The 15028-nt window shown below is 72.3% G+C and carries 10 protein-coding genes; 3 read left to right on the plus strand and 7 right to left on the minus strand.

The features are described 5' to 3' along the window. Positions 1 to 54: 54 nt before the first annotated feature. Genes AC3AGO_RS10780 through AC3AGO_RS10790 form a run of 3 tightly spaced genes read left to right on the plus strand, consistent with a single transcriptional unit; the run spans position 55 to position 6502 of the window. A complete protein-coding gene (locus AC3AGO_RS10780; protein WP_487819937.1) occupies positions 55 to 4767 on the plus strand; it encodes an ATP-dependent helicase in 4713 nt (1570 codons plus the stop codon). 39 nt (positions 4768 to 4806) lie between these two features. Then, complete coding sequence (locus AC3AGO_RS10785) at positions 4807 to 5691, plus strand: Fpg/Nei family DNA glycosylase (RefSeq protein ID WP_487819938.1); 885 nt, start codon at positions 4807 to 4809, stop codon at positions 5689 to 5691. A 34-nt stretch (positions 5692 to 5725) separates the two neighbouring features. Further along, positions 5726 to 6502 (plus strand): SDR family NAD(P)-dependent oxidoreductase, encoded by a 777-nt coding sequence (locus AC3AGO_RS10790; protein ID WP_487819939.1) that lies wholly within the window; start codon positions 5726 to 5728, stop codon positions 6500 to 6502. 222 nt (positions 6503 to 6724) lie between these two features. Here the strand turns inward: AC3AGO_RS10790 and AC3AGO_RS10795 are convergent, their stop codons facing one another. The 7 genes from AC3AGO_RS10795 to AC3AGO_RS10825 all read right to left on the minus strand — a co-directional run bounded on the left by AC3AGO_RS10795 (position 6725) and on the right by AC3AGO_RS10825 (position 14877). Next, positions 6725 to 7105 (minus strand): helix-turn-helix domain-containing protein, encoded by a 381-nt coding sequence (locus AC3AGO_RS10795; protein ID WP_487819940.1) that lies wholly within the window; start codon positions 7103 to 7105, stop codon positions 6725 to 6727. 130 nt (positions 7106 to 7235) lie between these two features. Then, on the minus strand, positions 7236 to 7772 hold the full coding sequence (locus AC3AGO_RS10800) for a CinA family protein (protein WP_487824611.1): 537 nt from the start codon (positions 7770 to 7772) through the stop codon (positions 7236 to 7238). A gap of 56 nt (positions 7773 to 7828) precedes the next feature. After that, positions 7829 to 8590, minus strand: a complete 762-nt coding sequence (pgsA, locus tag AC3AGO_RS10805; RefSeq protein ID WP_487819941.1) for a CDP-diacylglycerol--glycerol-3-phosphate 3-phosphatidyltransferase — start codon at positions 8588 to 8590, stop codon at positions 7829 to 7831. Beyond that, positions 8587 to 10110 carry a 30S ribosomal protein S12 methylthiotransferase RimO gene (gene rimO, locus AC3AGO_RS10810; RefSeq protein ID WP_487819942.1) on the minus strand — a complete coding sequence of 508 codons (1524 nt, stop codon included), beginning with the start codon at positions 10108 to 10110 and terminating at the stop codon, positions 8587 to 8589. The genes pgsA and rimO overlap by 4 nt, the downstream gene beginning before the upstream one ends. A 46-nt stretch (positions 10111 to 10156) precedes the next feature. Next, entirely contained in the window at positions 10157 to 10960 is an 804-nt protein-coding gene (locus tag AC3AGO_RS10815) for a helix-turn-helix domain-containing protein (protein WP_487824612.1), read from the minus strand. 189 nt (positions 10961 to 11149) lie between these two features. Continuing rightward, positions 11150 to 13924, minus strand: coding sequence for a DNA translocase FtsK (locus tag AC3AGO_RS10820; RefSeq protein ID WP_487819943.1), 2775 nt, complete (start codon positions 13922 to 13924; stop codon positions 11150 to 11152). 215 nt (positions 13925 to 14139) lie between these two features. Next, on the minus strand, positions 14140 to 14877 hold the full coding sequence (locus AC3AGO_RS10825; RefSeq protein ID WP_487819944.1) for a response regulator: 738 nt from the start codon (positions 14875 to 14877) through the stop codon (positions 14140 to 14142). Between the last annotated feature and the right edge of the window lie 151 nt (positions 14878 to 15028).

A 15028-nucleotide genomic window follows, 5' to 3' on the forward strand; every position in this document is an offset into this window, starting at 1 on the left:
CTTGTTCTGCGCCGCTCAGCGGCATTGTCAGTGGCGCGAGGCACGATGGGACCCATGGTTCGGACTCCGGCACTCGACGGTTTCTCCCCCGCGACCAGGGCCTGGTTCACGGGGGCCTTCAGCGGCCCCACCGCCGCGCAGGAGGGCGCGTGGCATGCGCTGGCCGCGGAGTCCGACGCGCTCGTCGTCGCCCCCACCGGCTCCGGCAAGACCCTCGCCGCGTTCCTCTCCTCCCTCGACCGGCTCGCGTCCGTCCCGCCGCCCGCCGACCCGGTCAAGCGCTGCCGGGTGCTGTACGTATCGCCGCTGAAGGCCCTCGCCGTCGATGTGGAGCGCAATCTGCGCAGTCCGCTGACGGGCATCCGTCAGGAGTCGGCGCGGCTCGGGCTGCCCGAGCCGGACATCCGCGTGGGCATCCGCTCCGGCGACACCCCGGCGGCGGAGCGCCGCTCCCTCGCGCGCCGTCCGCCCGACATCCTGATCACCACTCCCGAGTCGCTGTTCCTGATGCTCACCTCGGCGAGCAGGGACGCGCTCTCCGGCGTGGAGACGGTGATCCTGGACGAGGTGCACGCGGTCGCCGGCACCAAGCGCGGCGCCCATCTGGCGCTCTCCCTGGAGCGGTTGGACCAGCAGCTCGACAAGCCGGCGCGGCGCATCGGCCTGTCGGCGACCGTCCGCCCGGTGGACGAGGTCGCGCGTTTCCTCTCGCCGCGCCGCAGCGCCGAGGTCGTCCAGCCGCCGTCCGGCAAGGAGTTCGACCTGTCGGTCGTCGTGCCGGTCGAGGACATGGGCGAGCTGGGTTCCTCCCCCGCGCAGGAGGCGGGCAGCGAGGGCCCGGGCGGCGGGGAGAAGCCGTCCATCTGGCCGTCCGTGGAGGAGCGCATCGTCGACCTGGTGCAGGAGCACCGCTCGACCATCGTGTTCGCCAACTCCCGCCGCCTCGCCGAGCGTCTGTGCAACAGGCTGAACGAGATCGCGTACGAGCGGGCCACCGGTGAGCCCCTGCCCGAGCACCATTCGCCCGCCGAGCTGATGGCCGAGGCGGGCTCCGCGAAGGGCGCCCCCGCGCTCATCGCCAAGGCCCACCACGGCTCGGTCTCCAAGGAGCAGCGCGCGGTGGTGGAGGAGGATCTGAAGTCCGGCCGGCTGCCCGCCGTGGTGGCCACGTCCAGCCTGGAGCTGGGCATCGACATGGGAGCCGTCGATCTGGTCGTCCAGGTCGAGTCCCCGCCGTCGGTGGCGTCCGGTCTGCAGCGTGTGGGCCGTGCGGGACACCAGGTGGGAGCGGTCTCGTCCGGTGTGGTCTTCCCCAAGTACCGGGGCGATCTGGTGCAGTCGGCCGTCGTCACGGAGCGGATGCGGGAGGGCGCCATCGAGGCGCTGCACATCCCGGCCAACCCGCTCGACGTGCTCGCCCAGCAGTTGGTCGCCATGACGGCCGTCGACACGTGGGACGTCGACGAGCTGCTCGCCGTCGTCCGCGGGGCCGCCCCCTTCGCCTCGCTGCCCGAGTCGGCGTACCACTCGGTGCTGGACATGCTCGCCGGGCGCTATCCGTCCGACGCCTTCGCGGAGTTGCGGCCCCGTCTGGTGTGGGACCGGGTCGCGAACACTGTGAGCGGCCGCCCCGGCGCGCAGCGCCTCGCCGTCACCTCGGGCGGCACCATTCCGGACCGCGGCCTGTTCGGCGTGTTCCTCGCCGGCGCGGACCCGAAGAAGGGCGGCGGCCGGGTCGGCGAGCTGGACGAGGAGATGGTGTACGAGTCGCGGGTGGGCGACGTCTTCACCCTCGGCACCACCTCGTGGCGGATCGAGGACATCACCCGGGACCGCGTGCTGGTCTCCCCCGCGCCCGGTGTCCCGGGGCGGCTGCCGTTCTGGAAGGGAGATCAGCTCGGCCGCCCGCTCGAACTGGGCCGTGCGCTGGGCGCGTTCCTCCGTGAGACCGGCTCCCTTTCCCCGGAGGCGGCCCACGAGCGGCTCACGGCCGCCGGGCTGGACGAGCTCGCTGTCCGCAACCTCCTCTCGTATCTCCAGGAGCAGCGCGAGGCCGCGGGCCACGTTCCGGACGACCGCACCATCGTCGTCGAGCGCTTCCGGGACGAGCTGGGCGACTGGCGCGTCGTCGTGCACTCGCCGTTCGGCGCTCAGGTGCACGCCCCGTGGGCGCTCGCGCTGGGCGCCCGGCTGACCGAGCGGTACGGCATGGACGCCCAGGTGATGCACGCCGACGACGGCATCGTGCTGCGCCTGCCCGACGCGGACCTGCTCGGCCTGGACCTGCTCGACGAGGGCTCCCCCGGCGGCGACTCCTCGTACGACCCCGAGCAGGCTCCCGTCGGCGTCTCCGACGTCCTGTTCGACAAGGGCGAGGTCGAGCAGACCGTCACCGACCAGGTCGGCGGGTCGGCCATGTTCGCCGCCCGGTTCCGCGAGTGCGCGGCGCGTGCGCTGCTGCTGCCCCGCCGCAATCCCGGCAAGCGCACGCCGCTGTGGCAGCAGCGTCAGCGCGCGTCGCAACTGCTCCAGGTGGCCAGTGAGTTCGGCTCGTTCCCGATCGTGCTGGAAGCGGTCCGCGAGTGCCTCCAGGACGTGTTCGACGTGCCGGGCCTCAAGGAGCTGATGGGCGACATCGAGTCGCGCCGGGTGCGGATGGTGGAGGTCACGACGCCCGAGCCGTCGCCCTTCGCCCGCTCCCTTCTCTTCGGCTATGTCGCGCAGTATCTGTACGAGGGCGACTCCCCGCTGGCCGAGCGCCGTGCCGCCGCGCTCTCCCTCGACTCCCGGCTGCTGGCGGAGCTGCTGGGGCAGGCGGAGCTTCGCGAGCTGCTCGACGCGGACGTGCTGCACGAGCTGGAGCGCGAGCTCCAGTGGCGTACGGAGGACCGCCGCGTCAAGGACGCCGAGGGCGTCGCGGATCTGCTGCGTCTCCTCGGCCCGCTCACCGGCGCGGAGTTGGCGGAGCGCGGCGCGGACCCGGCCTGGGCCCGGGAGCTGGAGTCCGCGCGCCGCGCCCTGCGGGTCCGCATCGGCGGCGAGGAGCACTGGTCGGCGGTCGAGGACGCGGGGCGGCTGCGTGACGCGCTCGGGGTGGCGCTTCCCGTGGGGGTGCCGGAGGCGTTCACGGAGCCGGTGGCCGACCCGCTCGGCGATCTGCTGTCACGCTACGCGCGCACGCACGGCCCGTTCACGTCGGCCGACGCGGCGGCCCGCTTCGGCCTGGGCACCGCCGTCGCGGACGGAGCGCTGCACCGGCTCGCCGCCAACGGCCGCCTCGTGCAGGGCGAGTTCCATCCGGCCGGCGCCGGCCAGGAGTGGTGCGATCCGAACGTGCTGCGCCGGCTGCGCCGCCGCTCGCTGGCCGCGCTGCGCGAGGAGCTGGAGCCGGTGCCTCCGGCGGCGCTCGCCGCGTTCCTCCCCCAGTGGCAGCATCTGGGCACCCGCAGTCTGCGCGGCATCGACGGACTGGTGCGCACCATCGAGCAGTTGCAGGGCGCCCCGGTCCCCGCCTCCGCGCTGGAGAAGCTGGTGCTGCCCGGCCGCGTCACGGACTACACACCGGCGCTGCTGGACGAGCTGACCGCTTCCGGCGAGGTCGTGTGGGCGGGCATGGGCGCACTGCCCGGCAAGGACGGCTGGGTCTCGCTCCATCTGGCCGACACCGCACCGCTGTTGCTGCCGCAGCCGCTGCCCGTGGAGCTCACGCCGCTGCACCAGTCGGTGCTCGACGCGCTCGCTCCCGGGTACGGCCTCTTCTTCCGTCAGATCGCCGACCAGGTGCGGGCCTCGGCCCACCCGGACGCCACCGACCCCCAGCTCGCCGAGGCCCTGTGGGACCTGGCCTGGTCCGGGCGGCTCACCAACGACACGCTCTCGCCGCTGCGTTCCCTCCTCGGCTCGGGCCGTACGGCGGGCGCCACCGCGCACCGCGCCAAGAGAGCCGTCCCCCGCGGGCGTTACGGCTCCCTCACCGCGGCCGCCGCCCGCAGCGGTACGCAACGGCCCACCGCCTCCCGCAACGGCCCGCCCACCGTCGCGGGCCGCTGGTCCCTGCTCCCCGCCCCCGAGAGCGACCCGACGCACCGCGCGCACGCCCTGGCCCGCACCCTCCTGGACCGGCACGGCGTCGTCACCCGCGGTGCCGTCGCCGCCGAGGGCGTGGAGGGCGGCTTCTCCGCGGCGTACCGGGTGCTGGCCGCCTTCGAGGAGAGCGGCCAGGCCCGCCGCGGCTATGTCGTGGAGGGCCTGGGCGCGGCCCAGTTCGCGATGGACGGCGCCGTCGACAGGCTGCGCGCGGTCAGCACGGCACGGGAGCGGGACCGCCCGCTGCGTGCCGCGGTGCTCGCCGCCGCCGACCCGGCCAATGCGTACGGCGCGGCGCTGCCGTGGCCCCAGGCGCTGGAGGGCGCCACACACAAGCCCGGGCGCAAGGCGGGTGCGGTGGTCGTCCTGGTCGACGGCGAGCTGGTGCTCTACGTGGAGCGCGGCGGCAAGACCCTGCTCGCCTGGCCGGGTTCGGACGCGGAGGCCGCCGACGAGGGCCCGCCGGAGGGCGGCGCCCCGGCGGGCCGGCCGGCGGAGGCCACGCCGCGGCTGCGCGCGGCGGCCGAGGCCCTGGCCGGCGCCGCCCGGGACGGCGCGCTGGGCACGGTCACCGTCGAACGGGTCAACGGCTCGCCCGCGCTCACGTCCCCGCTCGGCACCCTGCTGGAGTCCGCGGGCTTCCACGCCACACCCCGCGGGCTGCGTCTGCGCGCGGGCTGAAGCGCCCGTTCCCGTGCAGCGGCCTGCAAGGATGAGTCCATGCCCGAAGGAGACACCGTCTGGCACACGGCGCGGCAGCTCCATGAAGCGCTCACGGACCGCACCCTGACGCGTACGGACTTCCGCGTTCCCCGCCTCGCGACCGCCGATCTGTCGGGGCGCCGCGTCCTGGAGACCGTCCCGCACGGCAAGCATCTGCTCACCCGGGTGGAGGGCGGCCTCACGCTGCACTCGCATCTGGGGATGGACGGCCGCTGGCGGATCAGTGCCCCGGCCCGCTCCCCGGGCGGCGGTCCCGCACATCAGATCCGCGCCGTCCTGGCCACGGAGGACCGGATGGCGACGGGCTTCCGCCTGCCCCTCCTCGAACTGCTGCGCACCTCCGAGGAGTCGGCCGCCACCGGCCATCTGGGCCCCGATCTGCTCGGCCCCGGCTGGGATGCGGACGAGGCGGAACGCCGGCTTCTCGACAGCCCCGCCCGCCCCCTGGCCGAGGCCCTGCTCGACCAGCGCAACCTCGCCGGCATCGGCAATGTGTACGCCGCCGAGCTGTGCTTCCTCGCCGGCACCTCTCCCTGGACCCCCGTCGGTGATCTGCCGGGCACACTGCTCCCCCGGCTGCTGGCCGCGGCGAAGAAGCTGCTGGAGGCGAACAAGGACACCTTCGACCGGCGCACCACGAAGGCGGCCCTGCGCAGCCCGGGCAGCGCCCGGTACGACAACGACCGCGCGCTGTGGGTGTACGGCCGCACGCACCGCCCCTGCCATCGCTGCGGCACCGCGGTGCGCACCGGTACGTACGGCCCGCCGGACCGTCCCCGCACCGTCTGGTACTGCCCCCGCTGCCAGCCGGGCCCGGTCCCGGAGACGTCCGGCGGCCCGGGTCGCGCATCCCCGCGCACAAGCCCGCCGCACGACAATTGACGGGCCGTCAGTTCTGTTCGTACCGTCGTTGCCCATGACCCTCCCGGCGTACGACCTCACCGGCCGCACCGCCCTGATCACCGGCGCGGGCAGCGGCATCGGCCGCGCCACAGCCGAACTGCTGGCCGCAGCGGGGGCCGTCGTGCGCTGCGCGGACCGCGACGGCGCCGGAGCCCGCGAGACCGCCGAGCGGATCACCGCCGCCGGCGGCACCGCCGAGGCCCACACGGTCGACGTCGCCGACCGCGCCGCCGTGGACGCGGCCGTCGAAGCGGCGGCACGCCTCCACGGGCGCCTCGACATCGCGGCCGCCATCGCCGGGATCATGCACAGCAGCCCCGTCCTGGAGACCGACGAGGCGGATCTGGACCGAGTGCTCGACATCAACTTCAAGGGCGTACTGCGCACCTGCCAGGCCGCGGCACGCAGCATGATCGCCACCGGTACACGCGGCAGCATCGTCACGATGACCTCCGGCGCCGTCGACACGGGAGCGCCGGGCCTGCTCTGCTACGGCGCGGCCAAGGCCGCCGTCGTGCAGCTCACCAAGACCCTCGCCGCCGAGGTCGGCCGGCACGGCATCCGCGTCAACACCGTCGCGCCCGGCTGGGTCCGTACGCCGATGACCGACCGGCACGACGCCGCGGCGCAGCAGCAGACGGAGGCCGCGATGACCCGCATGTCTCCCCTGGCCCGTGTCGGCGATCCGCAGGACGTCGCCCACGCGGTGCTGCATCTCGCCTCGGACGCAGCCGCCTTCACGACGGGGCAGATTCTCCGTCCGAACGGGGGCGTGGCGATGCCGTGGTGACGTGCACCGGCAGCACGCTCAGCCCCCACCCGCCGGCCAGGACGGTCACCTCGACCGGCCCGCCGTCCCCCGCGATCAGCCGCCACGCGGCGTAGAGCCAGCCGGCCAGCATGGCCGCCGAGACGGCGTACAGCACACAACGAGCCCCGCCGCGACCCTTTCCCCGGGTCCCGGCGGGGCTTCTCCCGCAGCTCACTCTGTACCGCGGCAGCCGGCGAACCGTCAGGCCGCGACCACGTCCACAGCCTCTGCCGGTGCCTTGATCGTGACGCGCTCCTCCGGCACCCCTGTGACGGAGGTCACCGACACGGGGTTGAGCACCGGCCGCATCGGCGCGGGCACCGAGTCGCTCGCAGCGGACTCGGCCAGCTCCGCGAGCGCCAGTTCGTCGCTGACTTCCCGCATGAGTTCGGACATCCGTACGTCGAGCGCTTCGCAGATCGACGAGAGGAGTTCCGAGGAAGCTTCCTTCTGACCACGCTCGACCTCGGAGAGATAGCCGAGCGAGACACGGGCGGACGAAGAGACTTCGCGCAGGGTCCTGCCCTGGCGCTGGCGCTGCCGACGCAGCACGTCACCCAGCAGGCGACGGAGCAGAATCATCGGTGCTCCTCCCTCTCAACGCGCGGCGTCTTCCACAGCCTGTTCCCGACCGGCGTGTTGGGCCCGGAACCTTCAGGCTCCACCGTACCGCCTCGGGCTGTGCCCGTGCGGGGAGCGATGTCGTGTTCACTCAGGGCTGCAAACATCCATTCCCCCCTGGTTGTTCCCTATCCTTTGCCCGCCCTGTCTCGGACAATTCATTGCAGAGCAATCCGAGTGCTCCGCGGACGCTCGCCGCGCGGATCGCCATCCGGTCCCCGTGGGGCCACAGCCGCTCCGCGAGCACCCCGCCGTCGGGCCCCGCGACGGCGACGAAGACCGTGCCGACGGGTTGTCCGTCCTGCGGCTCGGGGCCGGCCACTCCCGTGGTGGCGACGCCCCAGTCGGCGCCGAGCGTCTCCCGTACACCGCGCGCCATCTGCCGCGCGACCTCGGCGTCCACCGCCCCGCGCTGGTCGAGCAGTGCCGGGTCGACACCGAGGATCCGGCTCTTGAGAGGTGTCGCGTACGCCGTGACGGACCCCAGAAACGCGCGTGAGGCGCCGGGCGCGGCGGTGAGTTCAGCGGCGGTGAGCCCGCCGGTCAGCGACTCGGCGACCGCCAGGGTCTCGCCGCGGCCCACCAGAAGTTCCACGATCCGCGCGGCGAGTTCACCGTCGGCCTGCACTGTCTCGTTGGTCTCGCCGTCTCCCGGACCGCCGCTGCCGTCCCCGTTCACGCTCTTCACGACTTCTCGGCTCCGGCCGTCGGTCCGGCTGTTCCCTCCACCCGCTCGGGTTCCGGCCGCGGCCGCGCCTCCGACGGGTCGATGCGCTCGCTCTCGGGCTGCTCCGCCGCCGCCTCGGCGGCTGCCCGCACCCGGGCCATTCCGGCCCGGCGGAGCACGACAGCCTGGCGTACGTAGTCCAGGCCCGTCGCCACGGTGAGCACCACCGCGGCGGCCATCACCCACCACCGCAGGGTGGCCAGGGGTCCGGTCAGCACCAGGACGTACATACCGACCGCCACGCCCTGCATGAGGGTCTTGAGCTTGCCGCCCCTGCTGGCCGGGATGACGCCGTGCCGGATCACCCAGAAGCGCATCAGCGTGATGCCCAGTTCGCGGAAGAGGATCACGCCGGTGACCCACCAGGGCAGATCGCTCAGGGCCGACAGACAGATCAGCGCGGCACCCATGATCGCTTTGTCCGCGATCGGGTCGGCGATCTTGCCGAAGTCGGTCACCAGGTCGTAGCGGCGCGCCAGTTCACCGTCGAAGAGGTCGGTGATCATCGCAACGGTGAAGGCCGCCCAGGCGAAGGAACGCCAGGCCGGGTCGTGCCCGCCCTCCCAGAGCATCAGCACGACGAAGGCCGGCACCAGCAGCAGCCGCACCATCGTCAGGATGTTGGCGATGTTCCACAGGCTGACTTTCCGCACCGCCGCGGGGGTTTTCGGTTTGGCCATCGCACCGCCACTGGCGGCGGAGGCCGACATCCCGGTCATCCGCCCGCCTCCTCACCGGTCTCCACAGGGCCGCCGACGACGCCGAGGGGCTCGGCGATCAGGTCGACGCCTTCCGTCCCCACCACCTTTGCCTCGACCATACGTCCGACGACCAGGGGTTGTCCCTGCCCGTCGGCAGTCCCGGCCAGCAGCACCTGCCCGTCGGTCTCCGGCGCCTGGTGTGCCGCGCGGCCCACGGCGCCGTCCTCGTCGTCCACGGACTCGACGAGAACCCGCACCGTCTCGCCGACGCGCTCCTCGGCACGCTGCGCTGTCAGCTCCTCGGCGAGCCGCGAGACCCGCTCCAGCCGGGCCGCGACCACCTCGGGCGCGTTCTTCTCGCCGTAGCCGACGGCCTCGGTGCCCTCCTCGTCGGAGTAGCCGAACACACCGATGGCGTCGAGCCGCGCGGCACTGAGGAAGCGTTCCAGCTCGGCGACGTCCTCTTCGGTCTCGCCGGGGAAGCCGACGATGAAGTTGGACCGGATGCCGGCCTCGGGCGTCTGGTTCCGGATGGACTCCAGCAGCCCCAGGAAGCGTTCGGTGTCCCCGAACCGCCGCATCGCGCGCAGCACATCGGGCGCCGAGTGCTGGAAGGAGAGGTCGAAGTACGGCGCGACCTTGTCCGTTCCGGCCAGCACGCCGATCAGGTCCGGCCGCATCTCGGCGGGCTGCAGATAGCTGACCCGCACCCGCTCGATGCCGTCCACCGCCGCCAGCTCGGGCAGCAGCGTCTCCAGCAGCCGGATGTCGCCGAGGTCCTTGCCGTACGAGGTGTTGTTCTCGGAGACCAGCATGACCTCCTTCACGCCCTGCTCGGCCAGCCAGCGCGTCTCGCCCAGGACGTCGGAGGGCCGCCGCGAGATGAAGGAGCCGCGGAAGGAGGGGATGGCGCAGAAGGAGCACCGGCGGTCGCAGCCGGAGGCGAGCTTCACGGAGGCGACCGGGCTGCTGCCGAGCCGGCGCCGCAGCGGGGCGCGCGGCCCGGAGGCCGGAGCCACACCGTCCGGCAGGTCGGCGGGGGCCTCTTCCGGTTCCTGCGCGTGCCCCGGCAGCGCCACCCCGGAGTTCTGCCGCTCGACGGGGCTGACCGGGAGCAGCTTGCGCCGGTCGCGCGGGGTGTGCGGAGCGTGCACGCCGCCGCCGAGAATGGTCTGCAACCGGTCGGAGATGTCCGCGTAATCGTCGAAGCCGAGCACGCCGTCGGCCTCGGGCAGCGCCTCGGCCAGGTCCTTCCCGTACCGCTCGGCCATGCAGCCGACGGCGACGACCGCCTGCGTACGGCTGCCGCTCTCGGCGGCGTTGGCCTTCAGATCGTTGGCTTCGAGCAGGGCGTCGACGGAGTCCTTCTTGGCGGCTTCGACGAATCCGCAGGTGTTGACCACGGCGACATCGGCTTCACCGGCCTCCTCGACGAGATCCCAGCCATCCGCCGCCAGGCGGCCTGCGAGCTCCTCCGAGTCCACCTCGTTACGGGCGCAGCCAAGGGTGACAAGTGCGACGGTACGGCGTTCTGGCATGGCCTCAGCCTACTTTGTCACCGCCGCCGCTCCCGCCGCCAGGGGCTCAGCCCGCTTCCGGATCGCCCCGCGTGTAGCTGACACGTTCGACCTGCCCGACCTCGCCGACGTTCTTGACCTCCTTGCCGTTGACGTACAGCTTGACCCCGCCGGCATTGCCGAGCACCAGGTCGAGCCGCTTGTCGTCGGTGAGAGTCTTCGACTGGCCCTTCTTCAGCACGCCTTCTTCGAGCAGCTTGCCGTTGTGGTCCTTGGCCGAGATCCAGCTGTGACCCTTCTCGGCCGTCATCCGGACGGTGACCTTGTCGGCCGGCGCCGCGGCGATCGCGCTGTCGCTCGGCCGGGGGTCGGCCGTCTTGGTCGGTTTCGGTTCGGCGGTGTTGGAGGGCTTGGTGTTCTCGCTGGGGGCGTCGCCGGCGACGGGCTTGCCCGAGTCGCCGCCGTCGCCGCCGGCGAGGGTGAAGCCGACGAAGCCGACGACCGCGACGATCGCCGCGACCATGGCCGCGGTCCAGTTGGGACGGCGCGGCTCGGGGCGGATCCGTTCCGCCTCGAAGAGCGTGGCGGCGGCCATCGGGCCCGCCTCCTCGGTGTGCTCCTCGTTGAACTGCGCCACGAGCGCGTCGGCGTCGAGACCGACCGCGCGGGCGAGCGTACGGATGTGGCCGCGCGCATAGACATCGCCGCCGCACCGGGAGAAGTCGTCCTGCTCGATCGCGTGCACGATGGGCACACGAACTCGGGTGGACGTACTGACTTCGTCCACGGTCAGCCGCGCATCGATACGGGCCTGCTGGAGGGCTCGACCGACCGAAGGCCGGTCCTCTTCGGGGGAGTTGCCGAGGGACACGGGGTCGCCTTTCGAGCGTGTAGCCACCTGCTGGGCGTTCAGTCTAGGGCCGGTGCAAAAGGGTGGGGCAAGCGGACGGACAGACTTTGTACGCCATCAGGAGTGCCACGCCGGCTGACGCTGACACAGCTTCCCGCCCCTTTCCTCAACTTGACGTATCGCCGGAGGAAACGGTTGCCTCACTGGTTCTTATGAGTGAGTCTCCCCGCGGATCACCGCGAGCACGCCATCCAATTCATCTGGTTTGACGAGAACGTCCCGTGCTTTGGATCCCTCACTGGCCCCGACGACCCCGCGCGACTCCATGAGGTCCATCAGCCGCCCGGCCTTCGCGAAGCCCACCCGCAGCTTCCGCTGCAGCATCGACGTCGAGCCGAACTGGGTGGAGACCACCAGCTCGGCAGCCTGGCAGAGCAGGTCCAGGTCGTCGCCGATCTCCTCGTCGATCTCCTTCTTCTGTCCCTGACCGACCGTCACGTCTTCCCGGAAGACCGGCGCCATCTGCGCCTTGCAGTGCTCGACGACCGCGCGCACCTCGTCCTCGGTGACGAAGGCGCCCTGCATACGGGTCGGTTTGCCCGCGCCCATCGGCAGGAAGAGCCCGTCTCCCTTGCCGATCAGCTTCTCCGCGCCGGCCTGGTCGAGGATGACGCGGCTGTCGGCGAGCGAGGACGTGGAGAAGCCCAGCCGGGACGGCACGTTCGCCTTGATCAGACCGGTGACGACGTCGACGGACGGCCGCTGCGTGGCCAGCACCAGGTGTATGCCCGCGGCGCGGGCGAGCTGGGTGATGCGGACGATCGCGTCCTCCACGTCGCGCGGCGCGACCATCATCAGGTCGGCCAGCTCATCGACGATGACCAGCAGATACGGATACGGGGTCAGTTGGCGCTCGCTGCCCTCGGGGGCGCTGATCTTCCCGTTCCTGACGGCCTCGTTGAAGTCGTCGATGTGCCGGAAGCCGAAGGCGGCCAGGTCGTCGTAGCGCAGGTCCATCTCGCGCACGACCCACTGCAGGGCCTCCGCCGCCTTCTTGGGGTTGGTGATGATCGGCGTGATGAGGTGCGGAATGCCCTCGTACGCGTTCAGTTCGACCCGCTTGGGGTCGACCAGCACCATCCGCACGTCCTCCGGGGTGGCGCGCGCCATGACGGAGGTGATCAGACAGTTGATGCAGGAGGACTTGCCGGATCCGGTGGCGCCGGCGACCAGGATGTGCGGCATCTTCGCGAGATTGGCCGAGACGTAACCCCCCTCGACGTCCTTGCCGAGGCCGACCACCAGCGGGTGCTCCTCGCCGGCCGCGTCCGCGGTGCGCAGTACGTCACCGAGGTTGACCATCTCCCGGTCGCTGTTGGGGATTTCGATGCCGACGGCCGACTTGCCCGGGATCGGGTTGATGATCCGCACGTCGGGACTGGCCACCGCGTACGCGATGTTCTTCGCCAGCGCCGTGATCTTCTCGACCTTCACGCCGGGGCCGAGCTCGATCTCGTACCGGGTCACCGTGGGGCCTCGGGTGAAGCCGGTGACCCCGGCGTTCACCTTGAACTCCGTGAAGACGGTGGTGAGCGACTCCACCACCGCGTCGTTCGCGGCGCTGCGGGTGCGTCCCGGGCCGCCCCGCTCCAGCAGGTCCAGCGACGGCAGCGCGTAGGTGACATCCCCGGACAGCTGCAACTGCTCGGCACGCGGCGGCAGCTCGGCCGGGTCCGGCGGCACCGGCGCCTTCGTCAGGTCCGGCACGGGCGTGGAACCGGAGTCCGCTTCCTCGCCGCGGGCACCGGGCACGGAGGCGGACTCCTCGTCATCGCCCTTGCCACGCGCGGCCTTTCGGCTCCCCTTGGACACGCCCTGGGTCAAGTCGGCCACCAGCGGGGACGGCTGCACACCGTGCAGCACGGCGCCGTCCAGCGCCGCCGCGGCCGCCGCGGCCACATCCACGGCGTCCAGCGAGCGTTCGTCGCGCTCCTCAGCCCGCGTTCCCGTGGCGTCCGCGGGCTCGTCCGCGTCCCGCCCCCGGCGCTTGCCCTTGCCTGTCCGGCGAGCGTCGAGCGCCTCCTTCTCGGCGAGCGCCGGATCCAGGTGGTCCTTGCGCATGCTGTGCCGGCGCGACCGCGCGGCAGCGTCCTCGTCGTCCCTGTCGTCCGCGTACGCGTCCTCGGCGGGCTCCAGCGGGGCCACCACCCCGAGCCGTACGCCGAGCGCCCGCAGACGGCGCGGAATGGCGTTCACGGGCGTCGCGGTGACGACGAGCAGACCGAACACCGTGACCAGCACCAGCAGCGGCACGGCGAGCACCTCGCCGACGGTGAAGACCAGCGGCCGGGACACGGCCCAGCCGATGAGGCCGCCCGCGTCGCGCACCGCCTCGTCGCCCTCGCCCCGGCCCGGCGCCCCGCAGCCGAGGTGCACGAGACCCAGCACGCCGACGACGAGCGCCGAAAGCCCGATGACGATACGGCCGTTGGCGTCCGGGCTGCCCGGATGCCGGATGAGCCGTACGGAGATCGCTCCCAGCAGCAGCGGCACCAGAAGGTCGAGCCGGCCGAAGGCACCTGTGATGAGCATCTCGACGAGGCTGCCCACCGGACCCTGCAGGTTGGACCAGGTGCCGGCGGCGACGACGAGAGCGAGACCGAACAGCAGCAGCGCGAGGCCGTCCTTGCGGTGCGCGGGGTCCAGCCCCTTGCCGCTGCGGCCTATGCCGCGGAACATCGCGCCGACGCCGTGCGCGGCACCGAGCCAGCAGGCGCGCACCATGCGGTAGATGCCGCCGGTGGGCGACGGCGCCGGCTTGGGGGCGGGCTTGGCTTTCGCCTTCGGAGCCGCCTTCTTGGCGGGCGCCTTCTTCGCGGCGGTCTTTTTCGCAGGGGCCTGCTTCGCCGGTGCCTTCTTCGCGGCAGCCTTCTTCGCGGGCGCCTTCTTGGCTGCCTTCCCGCTTCCGGACGTACGTGAGGCCATGGTGGCGAGGTTACCGTCGGCGGACGACTGAGGCACGGACACCCGGGACCGCAACAGTACGAAGAGGACGGAAACGCACCTCTGGTGACCCCGCATCAGGTCCGGTGCGGCATCCGCGGCACCGGCGGAGGGGACGGTACCGGGCGGTCCCGCCGCGGAACGCGTCCACGACGGGGCCGTACGGCAGAGCCGCCGGGCGGCTCCGCGCGCTGCGGTCAGTTCTGCGAGGGCACCTGCGCCGAGTCGCCGCCCGCGGTGCCTGCGGCACCTCCGCTGCTCCCGCCGCCACTCTCGGGCGTACCGGGCTCCAGGGCGTCAAGTGCCCGGCGCAGCCCGGTGAGTTTGCGCTCCAGATGCGCGGCCGTGGCGACGGTCGCGGAGTCCGCCGCGTCGCCCAGCTGCTTCGACAGCGCCTCGGCCTGCTCCTCCACGGCGGCGAGCCGCGCGGAGAGTTCGGCCAGCAGGCCGAGCGGCTCTGCGCTCTCATCCTCCGGAGGCGTCTCCGGCTGCTGGCTGCCGCCCTCCAGCTGCAGCCTCAGCAGCGCCGCCTGCTCCCGCAGCTGCACATTCTTCATGTACAGCTCGACGAACACCGACACCTTGGCACGCAGCACCCAGGGGTCGAACGGCTTGGAGATGTAGTCCACCGCACCCGCCGCATATCCCCGGAAGGTGTGATGCGGGCCGTGGTTGATGGCCGTCAGGAAGATGATCGGGATGTCCCGCGTACGCTCCCGCCGTTTGATGTGGGCGGCGGTCTCGAAACCGTCCATGCCCGGCATCTGGACATCCAGCAGAATGACCGCGAAATCGTCGGTCAGCAGCGCCTTCAGCGCCTCCTCCCCTGACGATGCCCGCACCAGCGTCTGATCGAGCGCGGAGAGAATGGCCTCCAGCGCCAGCAGATTCTCCGGCCGGTCATCGACCAGGAGGATCTTGGCCTTCTGCACCATGGCCCGTCCTCCTCGCCCCGGCAGCCCCTCGGACGCCGCCCCTGGGAGCGACTCCTTCACGCCGCCGCCCGTCCTTGTGCCGGTCATGGTAGCCCCACCATGCGGTACGCCACACCCTGTCACCGTGATGTCACTGTGCACGTAGCAGAAA

The sequence above is a fragment of the Streptomyces sp. BL1 genome, from assembly GCF_057628045.1.